The 15,068-nt window shown below is 48.8% G+C and carries 13 protein-coding genes; 6 read left to right on the top strand and 7 right to left on the bottom strand.

Annotated elements, in window-relative coordinates; translation table 11 throughout:
• Positions 1-34 precede the first annotated feature (34 nt).
• A complete protein-coding gene (locus tag GPL15_RS06555; protein ID WP_215697202.1) occupies positions 35-1,012 on the bottom strand; it encodes a hypothetical protein in 978 nt (325 codons plus the stop codon).
• Between the two features lie 249 nt (positions 1,013-1,261).
• Here GPL15_RS06555 and GPL15_RS06550 point away from each other — a divergent pair, with 249 nt between their 5' ends.
• Positions 1,262-2,335: an ethanolamine utilization protein EutH gene (locus tag GPL15_RS06550; RefSeq protein ID WP_215697200.1), complete on the top strand. Its 1,074-nt coding sequence runs from the start codon at positions 1,262-1,264 to the stop codon at positions 2,333-2,335.
• A 1-nt stretch (position 2,336) separates the two neighbouring features.
• Entirely contained in the window at positions 2,337-3,695 is a 1,359-nt protein-coding gene (locus GPL15_RS06545; protein WP_215697198.1) for an MATE family efflux transporter, read from the top strand.
• Here the strand turns inward: GPL15_RS06545 and GPL15_RS06540 are convergent.
• From GPL15_RS06540 to GPL15_RS06515, 6 genes are all read right to left on the bottom strand, one after another.
• Positions 3,688-6,024, bottom strand: a complete 2,337-nt coding sequence (locus GPL15_RS06540) for a HAMP domain-containing sensor histidine kinase (protein WP_252198138.1) — start codon at positions 6,022-6,024, stop codon at positions 3,688-3,690. The two genes, GPL15_RS06545 and GPL15_RS06540, sit on opposite strands and share 8 nt — an antisense overlap.
• Positions 6,025-6,032: 8 nt before the next feature.
• Positions 6,033-6,731, bottom strand: a complete 699-nt coding sequence (locus tag GPL15_RS06535; protein ID WP_215697196.1) for a response regulator transcription factor — start codon at positions 6,729-6,731, stop codon at positions 6,033-6,035.
• 440 nt (positions 6,732-7,171) lie between these two features.
• Positions 7,172-9,085: a 1,4-alpha-glucan branching protein GlgB gene (gene glgB, locus GPL15_RS06530; protein ID WP_215697194.1), complete on the bottom strand. Its 1,914-nt coding sequence runs from the start codon at positions 9,083-9,085 to the stop codon at positions 7,172-7,174.
• Between the two features lie 82 nt (positions 9,086-9,167).
• Positions 9,168-10,511, bottom strand: a complete 1,344-nt coding sequence (locus GPL15_RS06525) for an alpha-amylase family glycosyl hydrolase (RefSeq protein ID WP_215697192.1) — start codon at positions 10,509-10,511, stop codon at positions 9,168-9,170.
• Between the two features lie 46 nt (positions 10,512-10,557).
• Positions 10,558-10,776 carry a YaaL family protein gene (locus GPL15_RS06520; RefSeq protein ID WP_215697190.1) on the bottom strand — a complete coding sequence of 73 codons (219 nt, stop codon included), beginning with the start codon at positions 10,774-10,776 and terminating at the stop codon, positions 10,558-10,560.
• Positions 10,777-10,880: 104 nt separating this feature from the next.
• Positions 10,881-11,258, bottom strand: coding sequence for a metalloregulator ArsR/SmtB family transcription factor (locus tag GPL15_RS06515; RefSeq protein ID WP_252198137.1), 378 nt, complete (start codon positions 11,256-11,258; stop codon positions 10,881-10,883).
• A gap of 282 nt (positions 11,259-11,540) precedes the next feature.
• Between GPL15_RS06515 and GPL15_RS06510 the strand changes: the two genes are divergently transcribed.
• The 4 genes from GPL15_RS06510 to GPL15_RS06495 are packed head-to-tail and all read left to right on the top strand — an operon-like array spanning position 11,541 to position 15,063.
• Positions 11,541-12,062 (top strand): prepilin peptidase, encoded by a 522-nt coding sequence (locus GPL15_RS06510; protein WP_215697188.1) that lies wholly within the window; start codon positions 11,541-11,543, stop codon positions 12,060-12,062.
• A gap of 31 nt (positions 12,063-12,093) precedes the next feature.
• Positions 12,094-13,104 carry a hypothetical protein gene (locus GPL15_RS06505; RefSeq protein WP_215697186.1) on the top strand — a complete coding sequence of 337 codons (1,011 nt, stop codon included), beginning with the start codon at positions 12,094-12,096 and terminating at the stop codon, positions 13,102-13,104.
• Positions 13,095-14,336 carry a CpaF family protein gene (locus GPL15_RS06500; protein WP_252198136.1) on the top strand — a complete coding sequence of 414 codons (1,242 nt, stop codon included), beginning with the start codon at positions 13,095-13,097 and terminating at the stop codon, positions 14,334-14,336. The genes GPL15_RS06505 and GPL15_RS06500 overlap by 10 nt, the downstream gene beginning before the upstream one ends.
• Entirely contained in the window at positions 14,287-15,063 is a 777-nt protein-coding gene (locus GPL15_RS06495; protein ID WP_215697184.1) for a type II secretion system F family protein, read from the top strand. Before GPL15_RS06500 ends, GPL15_RS06495 begins: the two co-directional genes overlap by 50 nt.
• Positions 15,064-15,068 lie beyond the last annotated feature (5 nt).

Raw genomic sequence — 15,068 nt, 5'->3', positions numbered from 1 at the left:
TTTATGCGCAGAATAACCGTCATGTTGTGCGGCCTCACGCATTTTGGGGAACCAGAGTATCCATATCCACATCAGGATAATCGTCCACAAACTGATAGGTATTGACCCTGGAAATGCCGGTGTCGTGGAACCGTTCCTTCCAGTTTCCTACCGGGCAGTATTCCAGGCAGTTGCCGCATTTCCATGTGGGGTTGTGCTGGGGGAAGTGCATGAGAGGGTGGTCCGTGTTGTATTTCATAACAGGGGCCAGGTCCTCGCTCAATGGATTGGTGATCTCCGGGTCCAGCAGATTGCCGCCTGAGGAGTTAAATTCTTCGTAGCAGCCGTGGCACATGATGCGGCATTTGTTCCAGTTGATTCCGCAGTAGGTCTGGACATTGCCCTCCCCGAAATCCACGATCCGCTTCTGGGCGCTGTTATATGGGGGAATGGCTCCGGTAGGGCACATTTTTTCACAGATGTGGCATTTTTCCGGGTTGCAGAGTTTGGGGCCGCTGTACATGGGGTCCGGTTTCAGTTTAGCTGTGGTCAAAACAGCGCCGAACCGGTTCCGGGGCCCGAATTCCGGGGTGAGCACGATGGAAGACCAGCCGAATTCACCTAAACCGGCGGCTACGGCGCAGTGTCTCATGCTCATCATCTTAGCCCCATGGGTGGGGCCTGCGGTTTGGGGCAGGGCAGGTTCTCCGGTCAGATTTTCCATAAAGCGGGCGATTTTGTAGTTGGTCCATAATAAGTTGTAATTAGGCGCTCCAACGTAACCAAACGCGCCGTATTGTCCATGCAGGTCATGCTGCCCGTCTTCAAATGTCCTGAGCGCCGCATTGACGGCTCCGTCCGGCAGGCGGGTGCAGAACACAACGACGGACTGACAGCCTGGAAGGAAGTCGGTGGGGTGATTGCCGGCCGGTGATTCGTTAAAACGTTCCACGTTTGCAATACCAACCTTATCCATTTTGGCCTCTGTCAGGGCAAAATTTTTGATTTGCAGTTCAATAGTTGAATATCCCATTCATTTCACCTCATATCTTCCAAAACTATTTCGGGTTCTATAATTTGGTTATAACAAATAGGGGGGCGGACTGCAAATCGATATGAGGGGGGCTTTTTCCAATTTGGAAATTCGGAGATAAACTCAGATAATATGCAGGAATTTTAAAAAGCTTAGTTGATAAAAAATACAATATAAATTAAGATAGGAGTGTGCGGATTTTCTGCACACTCTTTTTACATATTAAATAAAGACTGGTGGAACACAGCGATGTCAATTAATCAAATTATTATGTTCATAATGGCGGTTGGAATCCTGATCGGCGGGGCAGACTGCATATTGAATAACAAATTCGGTCTGGGGCAAAAATTTGAAGAGGGGTTTATGTGTCTCGGCCCCACGGCCCTCAGTATGGTGGGAATCATCTGTCTGGCTCCTAAAATTGCCCATGTTTTGCAGCCGGTGGTTGTTCCCGTATTCCGTCTAGCCGGAGCTGATCCGGCCATGTTTGCCAGCGTGCTGGCTTTGGATATGGGCGGATATCCGCTGGCCATGGCTCTGGCTGAAGACATACAGGTGGGCTATTTTTCCGGTCTGATCGTATCCGCCATGCTGGGGGCTACGATTGTATTCACAATTCCGGTGGGACTGGGCATGATAGAGAAGGAAGACCACGTTTATTTTGCCAAGGGCCTGCTGATCGGGCTGATTCCGGTGCCTGTCGGTTCCATCGTGGGAGGACTTTTGATGGGACTTCCTCTGCCTGTTGTGCTGGTGAACCTGATCCCCATTCTGATTATAGGAATCCTGCTGGTTCTGGGGCTTTTATTCGCTCAGGACAAGACCGTAAAGGGGTTTATTTACTTTGGACGGGGGATTAGGATTCTGACCGTGATCGGACTGTCTGCCGCCGCGTTTGAATATATGACGGGAATTGTGCTCATTCCCGGGATGCCGCCCATCATGGAGGGCATGGAAACCGTGGCGGATATCTGCATTGTCCTGCTGGGAAGCATGCCGCTTATGAGCATGATCCTGCGGTTTCTAAGAAAGCCGTTTGAAGCCATGGGAGCGGGGCTCGGCCTGGATTCGGCGTCCATTGCGGGAATGCTGTTTTCCTGTATCAGCGCATTTCCTACATTCAGGATCATTAAGGATATGTGCCCCAAGGGGAAAGTGGTGACAACTGCATTTTTTGTCAGCTCCCTCGCTGTATTTTCAGCGCATCTGGGATTTACAGCAGGCGTTAACCCGGAAATTTTAATGCCCATGATGGCGGCAAAACTGCTCAGCGGTTTTCTGGGCGTGGGACTTGCATTAATTATTGAGAAAGGAACGAGATAGGATGGATAGGGAAAAAAAGAAGCTGAATATGCTGACTGATCCGCCCGGAAAGACCATGTTTTTCTTTGCGCTTCCCATGATATTGGGGAATCTGTTTCAGCAGTTTTATAATATTATGGATTCCGTTGTGGTGGGTAAATTTGTGGGGGAAAATGCCCTGGCAGCCGTGGGCGCGTCCTATTCCATCACCAATGTGTTCATTGCAGTGGCCATTGGAGGCGGAGTTGGGAGCGCGGTCATCGTGTCCCAGTTTTTCGGGGCAAAGCAGATCGGCAACATGAAGACCGCCGTTTCCACGACCCTGCTGAACTTTCTGGGCATCGGGATCGTGCTTGGGATATTCGGGCTTTTGAATAATGAATTGATTCTGGCCTGGATGAAAACTCCGGCGGATGTGTTTGAAGACGCGTCTGCGTATCTTAGCATTTATTTTATCGGTCTGCCATTTTTGTTCATGTATAATGTACAGGCCGCCATATTTAATTCCCTGGGAGATTCAAAAACTCCGCTGGGGCTTTTGATTTTTTCTTCGCTTTTGAATATCGTCCTGGACCTGGTATTTGTCATCTCCTTCCACTGGGGCGTAATGGGAGTGGCAGTAGCGACGCTGATCGCCCAGGGCGTTTCCGCGGTGATTTCCTTTGTGATTTTAACCCGAAAAATCAGCGGTTATCAGGGTGAAGGCAGATTCCGGTTCTATGATTCCGGCATGGTGCTCAACATGGTAAAAGTGGCCCTGCCGTCCACCCTCCAGCAGTCCATCGTCCACATCGGAATGCTGTTAGTCCAGTCTGTGGTAAATGGTTTCGGCTCCTCCGTGATGGCCGGCTACGCCGCGGCAACCAGAATTGAATCCATCAGCATCGTTCCCATGCTGGCAATCGGCAACGCCATGTCTACATTTTCCGCCCAGAACATGGGCGCCGGAAAGCCGGAGCGGGTGCGCCACGGATATAAGATCGGATGTCTGATGGTGGGAGCGTCGGCGGTGATTCTCTGCGTTGTCTCCCTTTTGGGAGGGAAATACTTCCTCATGGCGTTTCTGGACCCGGAGAGCGGGCAGAAGGCCTTTGAAACAGGAATCAGCTATGTGACTTTTATCTGCTTTTTCTATGTGTTTATCGGCTTAAAATCAACAACGGACGGACTGCTCAGAGGAGCCGGGGATGTGTTTGTCTTCACCCTGGCAAATCTGGTAAACCTGTCCATCCGTGTGTTTGTAGCCTTTCATTTTGCCCCGGTCTGGGGCGTCCAGGCCGTTTGGTTTGCAGTTCCCATGGGCTGGGCAGCCAACTTCGGCATATCCTATCTCAGGTATTTAACTGGAAAATGGAGCCAGGTCAAGCTGATCTCTAAGTGAGATCAGCCTGTTCCTGGCTTTTATCCTGTTTTTTCACTGGTTTTTTAATCTGAAAACTGATCTGAGCCTTGAATAAATCCCCATCTATATAGAGATTAAAACTTCCGTTCTGAAGCTCCGTCAGGCTTTTGGCGATGGAAAGCCCCAGACCGCTGCCCTCCGTAGTACGCGCCACGTCTCCCCGGACAAAACGTTCGGTCAGTTCATCCGCATTGATGTTGAGCGGGTTGGCAGAGACATTTTTGATGGTGAAGACCGCCAGATCGTCTTCCTGCCGGATGTCCACGTAGACCCTGGTATGCTCCATGGCGTATTTGCAGGCGTTGTTATACAGGTTTTCCAGCACCCGCCACAAGCGCCGCCCGTCTGCTTCGATCAACAGCACCGTATCCGGCAGCTCTGTTACCAGCTCCAGATGGCGCATGGCAAATTTCTCTTCAAATTCCCCGTTTGTCTGCCAGACCAGTTCTACCAGGTCGATATTGGCCATTTCCAGCTTCACGTTGCCGGAGCTGGCCTTGGACGCTTCTACCAGGTCTTCGGTCAGGGTTTTCAGCCGCTGGGATTTCTGGTCCAGCACTTCCAGATATTTCTGAATCTTAGGGTCCTGTATGTGCTCCCGTTTGATCAAATCCACATAATTGATGATGGATGTGAGCGGGGTTTTAATATCATGTGAAACGTTGGTAATCAGGTCTGCCTTCAGCCGTTCACTCTTAACCTTTTCCTGGAGAGCATTTTCCAGACCAGAACTGATATTATTAATGCTTTCGGCCACGGCCAGTTCTTTCCCTGAGAAAAAGTCCAGATCCACTTTATAACCCGTATCTCCGGTAGAAATGGTTTTCAGGGCTTCGTCGATTTTATCCTTTTCCATGGACGTCTGCAGAAGCTTTAAAAATACCGCCAGATCGATCAGCACCAGGACCGCAGAAATGCCCCAGAACCAAGCGAAATTAACGGCTGCGTTCCGGCTGTAGTAGAGATAACAGAGGAATATTATGGAGCCGGCGTTAACCGCTAAAAAGATCAGGTAGCACAGGGTAATCCTGGTCTTAAAACTGTGGTTCAGCAGGTAGGAGGAAAAGCCGTTGCAGAACCGGTTGACAATGCTGTTCTTCCACAGCACAGCCGCTTTATATCTTCGTATGACGCTGAATACAGCCGTTAAGGAAACCACATAAATCACTGCGCCCTGGGAAAGCTGTTCCAGATAATCCCAGTGATACGATTTAAACAGCAGATGTATGATGGGATATCCGATCATCCTGCCCGCATAAAGGGCGGTCCAGAGCACGGCCAGGTACAAAAGAACCCCTGCTTCCGTAGGAACCCTGTCGAAATGGTGCAGGGAAATCTCCCGGGAACCCTTGGTTTTATGGCCGGAAACCGGCGCCAGATAAAGGGCGCTGCCGATACAGCCTAAAATACCTATAATCAGCATAATAAATCCGTCCACATACCGCTTATGCATGATCCGGTAGCGCTGGGCGGATTCCGCATAAGTATCCACATGGGGGTATGCGGTATCAATGGCCACGATAATGGAAGAATTGAAGTTATCGTAAGGGTTATTTTTTTCCAGCAGCGTTGCCACATCGTTGGGCGGAGAGACAATATTGGTGACAGGGCTGATGGTATCTCCGGTCAGATAAAGGAATTTCCCAAGGTGGGAGATTTCCTCAAATGTCATGTTATCCGCATTGGTGTAAACGCTGGTATTCTGCCTGCTGTCCTGGTAAGTGACACGGAAATACAGGTTGGTAGGTTTTTCTATAAAATTAAAGCGGATCGTATAGTATTCCCCCAGCTTTTCCAATACTTCCCTGGACAGCTCTTCCAGGGTTGCAAACTGATCCCCTGGTTCCATGTAGACCTCATTAGGCATGTAGGCTTTCCAGTTGATCACAAGGGATTCCCTGTCGGGAACAATGTCCCCGGACTGGTTTTTAACCACTTTAAAGTTATTATCCAGGTAGAATCCTCTCGTTTTGGCGTAGCGGACCAGCTCGTCCAGAGTATAGGTGACATCCCGCTTGTTGTTGTAGCGGACGCTCAATATGTCTTTGCTGTAGTCGATCTCCCCGTCAGTCTCAAACAGGTCTTTATAGTTTACATAATTAAAAATATTGGTGATGTCGGAGCGGAGCTGTTCGGAGAACATGGGCGTGTCCTCGTAGGATTCCTGATTAATCCAGGCCAGCCCTTTTCCCGAGTTGTCATTGATCTGCAGAAAGCAGAAACCGGCCAGAACCAGTACCACAAAGAGCAGATGCAGGAGCGCCACAAGGCATTTTTTAAACTGCATATTAAACTGTTCAGATTTCATATGGACTCCTATTGCTTTTCAATCTTATAACCTACGCCCCAGACCACTTTCAGATATCTGGGTTCTCTTGGGTTAATTTCGATTTTCTCCCGGATATGGCGGATGTGGACTGCAACTGTGTTATCCGCTCCGATGGCTTCCTCGTTCCATATCTGCTCATAGATTTCGTCAATGGAGAACACTTTACCTGCATTTTTTACAAGAAGAAGCAGGATATTGTATTCAATGGGCGTCAGCTTGATCAGCTCGTCGTCCACCATGACTTCTTTGTTGTCGTCATTGATCTGGAGGCCGCCGCATTTGTAAATCTGGCTTTCCGTCTGCTGCTGGTTTAAATTTCCCAGTTGTGTATAGCGCCTTAACTGGGATTTCACGCGGGCCACCAGTTCCAATGGGTTAAATGGCTTTGTAATATAGTCGTCGGCGCCGATATTCAGGCCCAGAATCTTGTCCGTATCTTCGGATTTCGCGGACAGGATGATGATGGGGATGCTGCTGGTTTCACGCACTTTCAGCGTGGTTCTGATCCCGTCCAGCCCCGGCATCATCACGTCCACAATCATCAGATCCACCTCGTTGTTTTCCAGAAGCTCTAAAGCTTCATAACCGTCATAAGCCTTAATAATCTGAAACCCTTCCCCGGTTAAATAAATATCTATGGCTTCCACGATTTGTTTGTCATCATCACAGACTAGGATTGTTTGCATGGTTTTGGCCTCCTTCAATTAAGTGTTGGGCAGCTCATTCTGCCCCTTTACGAACATTTTATCATGGGAATGGGAAAATGCACATGAATTTTTTCGAAAATTATGTAAGCGTTTACAAAAAATGCGAAAAACCTATTGATTTTTAGTTTCAATTGGATTACTATAAGGAAGGTATCCTTTGCCAGCCCTTTCCCTGGGGCGAAAAACTAAGAGCCGTTCACCTTCCCCGGATGAACGGCTCTTAATTTCTGCGTTGAAAGCTCTTTCAAAATGCTTGCAAAATATATTGTAACTGTTCGTAACAGTTCAGACAGGTCTGCGCATTTACTGCGCGGACCGTACGAAAACATAGCGGCTGCGGGCATCCAGCCCCTCGCCGCAGGCGGCTTTAATGGGCTGGATGCGTAACAGTTCAGACCTGTCTGAACTGTTACAATATATTAGTTAAACCTGAAAACCGCCGTACCATATGCGGGAAGCGGATAGGAAACCGAATAGGGCTGCCCGTCGCATTCCTTATGCACTGCCCGGAAAGAAGGCGCTTTTTCGCCCCTGCGGTACATGCCGTGCTGGTTATCCAGAATCAGCGTGTAGGTGCCCCGTTTGGGAACGCCCACTTTGAAGTCGTCCCTGGCAACAGGAGTGAAATTGCAGACAAACAGCAGGTTCTGCTTTCCTGTTTCTGAACGCCTTACAAAGCTGAAAATGCTGCGGTCGGCGTCATTGGCATTAATCCATTGGAAGCCGTCCCAGTCATAATCCAGCGAATGGAGAGCCGGGTATTTTTTATACATATGAAGCAGGTCGCTCACATAGCTTTGAAGGCCCCCATGCTGTTCTTCACCGGTTAAATACCAGTCCAGTCCCACTTTCTCATCCCACTCGTGAAGCTGGCCGAAATCCTGTCCCATAAACAACAGTTTTTTGCCCGGATGTCCGAACATGAACGTATATCCGGCCTTTAAATTGGCGAATTTATCGTCATATGATCCCGGCATCTTATTGATCATGGAACATTTTAAATGCACCACTTCATCATGGGAGAGCACCAGGATAAAATTCTCACTGGTGGAGTAAGTCATCCCAAAGGTCATCTTATTGTGATTATATTTTCTGAAATACGGATCCAGCTTCATGTATTCCAGGAAGTCATGCATCCACCCCATATTCCACTTGAATGTGAATCCAAGTCCGCCCTCTTCCGGAGCTTTTGTAACCTTGGGCCAGGCCGTGGATTCCTCGGCAATGACAACGGCGCCCTTGCCCCGCGCAGTCATTACGCTGTTTAAATGTTTGAAAAACTGAATGGCCTCCAGGTTTTCATTGCCCCCATGGATGTTGGGAACCCAGCCGCCGTCATTCCGCCCGTAATCCAGGTACAGCATGGAGGCCACCGCATCCACCCTGAGGCCGTCCACATGGTATTTGTCCACCCAGAAAACGGCGTTTGCAATCAGGAAATTGGCCACTTCATATTTGCCATAATCGAACACTTTCGTTCCCCAGTCGGGATGTTCGCCTTTACGGGGATCCGCGTATTCGTACAAAGGCTGTCCGTCGAAATCAGCCAGCCCGTGGGCGTCCTTTGGAAAATGAGCGGGCACCCAGTCCAGAATGACCCCGATCCCTTTTTTATGAAGATAGTTGACAAAGTACATGAAATCCTCAGGTGAGCCGTAACGGGAGGTGGGGGCGAAATATCCCGTCACCTGGTATCCCCATGAACCGTCGTAAGGATGTTCTGCGATCCCCATCAGTTCCACATGGGTATAGCCCATCTCCAGCACATAGTCGGCCAGTTCATGAGCAGCTTCCCGGTATGTATAAAAACCGTCCCGCTCCTCGCTGTTTTTCTTCTTCCAGGAACCCAGATGAACCTCATAAATGGACATGGGCGCCTTTAAGGCATTTTCTGTCTGCCTTTTTGCGGTCCACGCGTCATCTCCCCATTTAAAACCGGAAATATCAGCGGTTATGGATGCGGTACCCGGCCGGTATTCCGCCGTAAACGCATATGGGTCGGCTTTAAACAGTATTTTTCCAGTCTGGGTTGTGACGGCGAATTTATATAATTCCCCGGCGCCGATGCCGGGAACAAATGCTTCGTAAATGCCGGAATCAGCCAAAACCTGCATGGGATTTGCCTCGGGATCCCAGTTGTTAAAGTTTCCTACAACGCCCACAGACGCCGCGTGAGGCGCCCAGACGGCGAAGTACATTCCCTCTTTTCCCTTGTAGGTCTTAGGGTGCGCGCCTAATTTTTCATAGATCTCATAGTGAGTGCCGTTGCCGTACAAGTAACGGTCAACTTCTGTGATAAAACCCATTCCAATTTGTTTTTTTCTACCCGCCATAATATCCTCCATCCTGCCGCGTTTTCCGCGCGGCAATCAATTATTTTGCTGTCTCGGTCAAGAAGTTCAGCCGTCTGGACGGTTACTTTTGATGATCCGAAGTTATCTTTAAGACAATGCCCTCATTGCCTTTTAACAATAAACTGATGAAGCCGTTTTCAACCGGAATGACAGAACCGTCAAAAAGGCTGACTGCTTCATTTCCCGGAAATGGCACGGGAATGCGGAGGTTTACCTCTTTATCATCGTTGTTTACCGCGGTTACAGCAGCCAGATCCCCGGTAAAACGGGCAAATGCGTACTGGCGGTTGGTGAGCAGAAGTTCTTTGTATTCCCCTCTGTGGTATTCCGGGTTGTCCCTGTGAATGATTCCCAGTCTGCTGATCAACTGTGTCAGACCGCAGTTTAACTGATCCGCCTCACTGATGGAAATACTGGGGCGCAGTTCGTCATCGCTGTATTTGGTTCTCATTCCCTTGATTCCCCATTCACTTCCGTAATAGATGGAAGGAATCCCCGGAAGGGTGAAGAGAAGCGTGTAGACAAGGGGCAGATGTTCCGGCAGATTAAGCTTGCTGGCCAGCCGGTTTTCATCGTGATTGTCCACAAATGTGTACAGGTCCCGTCCCACCTGTTCCAGCCTCCGGACCGTGTGGGCGATTTCGAAATAATTATGGTCATTGTGGCCAGAATAAAGGCCCTTATGTAACTCATAATTCGTTACGGAATGAAGCATTTCAGGGTTAACCCAGCGGCTGTATTCTCCGTGGATCACTTCCCCCATGAGCCAGAATTCCTCCTTCATGGCCGTTGTCTCAGCTCTCAGTTCCTTCATAAAGCCGAAATCCAGCACGTTGGCGCAGTCCAGCCGGATACCGTCGATATCGAATTCATCGATCCAGAACCGGACCACCTCAAACAGATACCGTTTCACTTCAGGATTCCACAGATTCAGGCAGGGAAGCCCATAGTGGCCCTGCCAGGCTTCATAGGTAAATGAATCGCCCATTGGGCTTTGGCAGGAAAAGTTAATTCCCCTGTACCAGTCCCGGTAGGCTGACGCTTCCCTGTCTGCCTGAATGTTCTGAAATGCGAAAAACTCCCGGCCGGTGTGGTTAAATACCCCGTCCACCACAACTTTAATGCCCTGGCTGTGACAAAGGGAAACAAAGGTTTTAAAACTGTTGTTGGTGCCTAAGCGTTTGTCCACAAGCTTGTAATCCCTGGTGTCATACCCGTGGGAGGTGGATTCGAACAATGGCCCGATGTAAATGGCATTACAGCCCAGTGACCGGATATGAGGAATCCAGCGGTTCAATTCCTCAAACCGGTCTGTGACGGCGTTCTCCTGATTCTGTTTGGGAGCGCCTGTCATACCCAAGGGATACATATGGTAAAATACCCCTTTTTCATACCATGTACTCATAAATACTTACCTCCCGGTTTCCTGTGTGCGGTTGGCTGCACACGTTTTAAGATTGGACCTCCTGGCTTTTAAAACGCCGGAGAAGAAATTGATAACGCAGTTGTGCCGCGTTCAATTCGTAGATATAGCAGTCGATTAAAGTTGGATCCACAACCTGTTCAAAATGGTTTCTGGCCGCGTCGATGGCTGTTTTCGTCTGTTCAATCTCTGCACGTAAATTCTGCCTTTCCAAAGCGCAGATGGCTGCCTTTTTCAGTCGTCTCATGGTTACCTCACATTCCGCCGTTTATACGGCTTTATCATCTTTTTTATAACCATAGTATGACTGATTTGACAATATTTATTCAGTTAAGGGAAATAACTCCAGTCTCAGACGGAAAGAGATTTCTCCTTTAAGCATTCCTGCAGCATGAAGCCCAGTTTCATCAGTTCTTCTGTGCTGCATTGAACCGTCATGTAATAATAATTGGACGTTCCGTCTTTTTGAATCCCCACCAGCCCGGCATCTTTTAAAATTTTGAGATGATGGGAGATGGCAGGGCGGGAAAGGTTGGTTTTCTTGGTGATTTCCATCACGTTCATCCCCTTTATCCCGGCATCGGTGTGCTGTATGCCTGCCCCGTCCAGGCGGCCAAAGGCGGCGTGGGTCAGGGCTTCGATAATGGTCAGCCTGACTTCGTCTCCCAAGGCGATAAAAAGGGGCATACAGGTGTTAAATTGGGCTTGCAGTTCATTTAAATCGACCATGGGTTCCTCCTTTGGTTTAAAATTTTAAACTAATTATATTCTACCATTTTGAAGGTATCCGGTCAATAAAAAACAGCGGAAATAAAATTATAAAAGTTCTGACGGCGCGACGCTGCAGACCGGTCTGCGAACGGTAATTTTTTATTGATTTTTTTACAAAAACATATTGACTTTTTATCCGGAATCACGCATAATGTAAAAACACTGTTCGTATCGCTTCTCTGGCGGTGCAGGTCATGGTTTAGCCCGGTTCGGGCATATATTCCATTAACGAAACGAAATTTGAATAAGAAAGAGGGGATTATTATTGTCAATCAGACGGTGATTTTATGTTTATTGGCGGGAAGCGCTTTTTTTGATCTCAAAAACCACAGGATACCCAACGTTTGGATCCTTTTAGGCCTGGCGGCAGGGATATACCTGCACTGGGAAGAACCGGTCTGGTTTTTGCTCAGAATTTTGGCTGTAACTCTGCTGTTTTTCCCGCTTTACCACTGCCGGATGATAGGGGCAGGGGATGTGAAGGTGATGTCCCTCGTCTGCGGTTACTGCAAAGGGACCGGAAGTATTTATATCATCGGTATCGGTTTTCTGACCGGGGCGGTCTGGTCCCTGGCAAAACTCCTGTATTACCACAGCTTAAAAGAACGTCTTTTTTATCTTGCCGCGTACATTCAGCGGACAATCCGCACTAAAGAGATCGGGGAATATTATAATCCCGGAAGAGATGGCAGCCGCATGACCATTCCGTTTGCCGTATGCTTATTTTTGGGAGGTTTTTTGTATTACGCATTTTTTAATTGACTTATGTCTAATTGAGAAGGAGATGATGGGAATGAAGAGAATTATGGCGGTCTACGATGTGAGCCCCTTTTATTCGGACCGTTTTGCGGATTTTGCCAACCGGAAGGAAAAGGTGCCGTTTACGGTGGCCGCATTTACATCGATGGAAAAACTACAGCTTTTTGCGGAGCAGAACCCCATTGAACTGCTGCTGATCAGCGACAGTGTAAACAGGGAACTGGTGGATAAACTGAATGCAAAGCAGGTGGTGACGCTGTCGGATGGAGAGGTGGTGGATGTGAAGAACAGCTATCCCAGCGTCTACAAGTACCAGTCCACGGACAATGTGATCCGCGAGGTGATGGCCTGTTATTGTGAAAAGCCGGAGATGGAACCGCTCAAAACAAGCCTTTCCCGCTGCCGGATTATCGCGGTCTATTCCCCTTTGGGACGCTGCCTTAAAACATCTTTTTCCCTTGTGCTGGGCCAGTTGATGGCACAGGATGAGAAGGTGCTTTATGTCAATCTGGAACCGTATTCCGGTTTTTCCTCCATTACGGGGGAGACGTTTACCGGGGATCTGTCCGATGTGATGTATATGTACCGTCAGGGTAATTACCATTGGATGAAACTCAGCTCTTATGTTTACAGCTGGGGGAACTTAGACTACATACCTCCGGCCAGATATCCGGAGGATCTGGAAGAAACCGGCGCCCAGGGGGCAGCGGATCTGATCATGGCGATTGCAGAGGAGAGCGCCTATGATGTGATCATCGTAGACGCGGGCTGCTTTGGGAAGAGCGTAACCGGGATTTTAGAAATCTGCGGAACCATCTATATGCCGGTCAAAGATGACTGTATGTCGGCTGCAAAACTGGAAGAATTTGAAGAGTATCTCACGCAGTCCGGCAAGGCGGGCCTGCTTGATAAGATACAGCGGTTAAAGCTTCCGTACCACAGTAATTTCGGAAGAAGAGACACTTATCTGGAACAATTGCTGTGGGGCGAGCTGGGCGACTATGTGAGACAGCTTTTGAAAGGCAAAGGCACCTTATGGCATTAGATATGAAGGAACTGAGGACTTCACTCAGGGATGAACTGAGACGGGAGCTGGAGGAACGGCGGGGACTGGAGGATGAGGAACTGTATGAACTGATCGATAACAGAATTCTGGCAGTGTCAAGGGAACAGTATCTTCCCTTAAAAGAAAAAGCTGCTTTGAGAAAAAGCCTGTTTAACAGCTTCCGCCGTCTGGATGATGTGCTTCAGGCGGCAGTGGACAATCCGTGGATCAGCGAAATCATGATCAACGGAAAAGATACGGTTTTTGTAGAAGAAAAGGGGCGCGTGAAACGCTGGCCTCATACATTTGACAGCGAAGAACAACTGGAAGACATGATCCAGCAGATTGTGAGCCGGGTAAACCGGGTGGTTAACGTATCTTCACCGATTGTGGATGCCAGGCTGGAAGACGGTTCCCGCGTGCATGTGGTTCTGCCCCCGGTGGCTTTAAACGGCCCTACGGTCACCATTCGGAAGTTCCCGGAACCGATTACCATGGAGAAATTGATCTCATACGGATCCCTCACCGAAGAGGCCGCTCATGTGCTGAAACTGCTGGTTAAATCAGGATATAATATGTTCATCAGCGGCGGCACCAACTCGGGGAAAAGTACGTTTTTAAACGCCCTGTCCGCTTATATACCGGAGGAAGAGCGGGTGATCACGATTGAGGATTCGGCGGAACTCCAGATTCAGCATGTCCCCAACCTGGTCCGCCTGGAAACCAGGAATGCCAATGCGGAGGGGGAAGGGGCAGTTACCATAGGCGACCTGATCCGCGCCGCATTGAGGATGAACCCGGACAGGATTATCGTGGGAGAGGTGAGGGGAAAGGAAGCCGCTGAACTGTTAAACAGCATGAATACGGGCCACGACGGCAGTCTCAGCACAGGCCATGGAAACACGCCTAAGGACATGCTTTCCCGTTTGGAAACCATGGTATTGATGGGAATGGAACTGCCTCTTGCAGCCATAAGGAGTCAGATCGCTTCGGCCATCGATATCCTGATTCATTTAGGGCGGCTGAGGGATAAAAGCAGGAGGGTGCTTTCAATTGTTGAAGTAGGAGGTGTTGTAAACGGAGAAATCGAACTCAACCCATTATATCAATTTGAAGAGGTTCCTTTTGAAGAGGTTCTTTCCACGGATCAGAATCAGGTGTCCGGCTGTCTTAAAAAGACAGGTGAACTTAAAAACACAGGGAAACTCTCAGCAGCCGGTTTTAGATTATAGCCGGTATCATCTGTCACCACATCAATGGTGTGTATGCCTGATAACCGGTACTGTGGTTTACGGCATTGTGATCTACACATTCTATCGAAGCCTGTTTCTGTTTTTTCTAGGCCTGCCCATCGCAGGGATTTATCCATTTATCAGAAGACGTGAACTGGCCGTTCTGCGGCAGCGGGAGTTTGCCAGGGAATTTAAGGAAGGAATTTTAATTCTGGCGGCATCTTTAAGCGCCGGATACTCGGTGGAGAACGCTTTTTCCGCCAGTTTAGGGGAGCTGAGGACGCTTTACGGAGAGAACGGCTTAATAACCAGGGAATTTGAATTCATGTCAAAACGGATCGGCATGAAGTGCCCGGTGGAACAGGTCCTTTTAGATTTGGCAGACAGGAGCGGCCTTGACGACGTTGAGAATTTTGCCCAGGTGTTTGCCGTAGCCAAACGCAGCGGCGGTCAGCTGGTTCCTGTTATCAACCACACCGCAGGTATCATACGGGAGAAAATGCAGGTCAGGGAAGAGATTGAAACATTGAACGCATCCAGGAGATTTGAGCAGAAGATCATGAACATGATCCCGTTTTTTATTGTTTTTTATATCAATGCCACTTCCCCGGGGTTTTTTGACATGATGTATGAGACAAGCTTAGGACGGATTATGATGAGTGTCTGTCTGCTCGTCTACACGGCCGCCTACTGGCTGTCCGGAAAACTGCTTCAGATTGAAGTATAAGGAGG

The organism is Clostridium sp. MCC353, from assembly GCF_018785315.1.
Taxonomy (GTDB): Bacteria; Bacillota; Clostridia; order Lachnospirales; family Lachnospiraceae; genus CHH4-2.
This window is presented reverse-complemented; position numbering and strand designations above follow the sequence as displayed.

What these genes read in the sequence shown, in the direction of transcription:
- GPL15_RS06555 (WP_215697202.1), bottom strand. Translation starts at nt 1,012, where the DNA reads ATGGGATATTCAACTATTGAACTGCAAATCAAAAATTTTGCCCTGACA.
- GPL15_RS06550 (WP_215697200.1), top strand. Translation starts at nt 1,262, where the DNA reads ATGTCAATTAATCAAATTATTATGTTCATAATGGCGGTTGGAATCCTG.
- GPL15_RS06545 (WP_215697198.1), top strand. Translation starts at nt 2,337, where the DNA reads ATGGATAGGGAAAAAAAGAAGCTGAATATGCTGACTGATCCGCCCGGA.
- GPL15_RS06540 (WP_252198138.1), bottom strand. Translation starts at nt 6,024, where the DNA reads ATGAAATCTGAACAGTTTAATATGCAGTTTAAAAAATGCCTTGTGGCG.
- GPL15_RS06535 (WP_215697196.1), bottom strand. Translation starts at nt 6,731, where the DNA reads ATGCAAACAATCCTAGTCTGTGATGATGACAAACAAATCGTGGAAGCC.
- glgB (WP_215697194.1), bottom strand. Translation starts at nt 9,085, where the DNA reads ATGGCGGGTAGAAAAAAACAAATTGGAATGGGTTTTATCACAGAAGTT.
- GPL15_RS06525 (WP_215697192.1), bottom strand. Translation starts at nt 10,511, where the DNA reads ATGAGTACATGGTATGAAAAAGGGGTATTTTACCATATGTATCCCTTG.
- GPL15_RS06520 (WP_215697190.1), bottom strand. Translation starts at nt 10,776, where the DNA reads ATGAGACGACTGAAAAAGGCAGCCATCTGCGCTTTGGAAAGGCAGAAT.
- GPL15_RS06515 (WP_252198137.1), bottom strand. Translation starts at nt 11,258, where the DNA reads ATGGTCGATTTAAATGAACTGCAAGCCCAATTTAACACCTGTATGCCC.
- GPL15_RS06505 (WP_215697186.1), top strand. Translation starts at nt 12,094, where the DNA reads ATGAAGAGAATTATGGCGGTCTACGATGTGAGCCCCTTTTATTCGGAC.
- GPL15_RS06500 (WP_252198136.1), top strand. Translation starts at nt 13,095, where the DNA reads ATGGCATTAGATATGAAGGAACTGAGGACTTCACTCAGGGATGAACTG.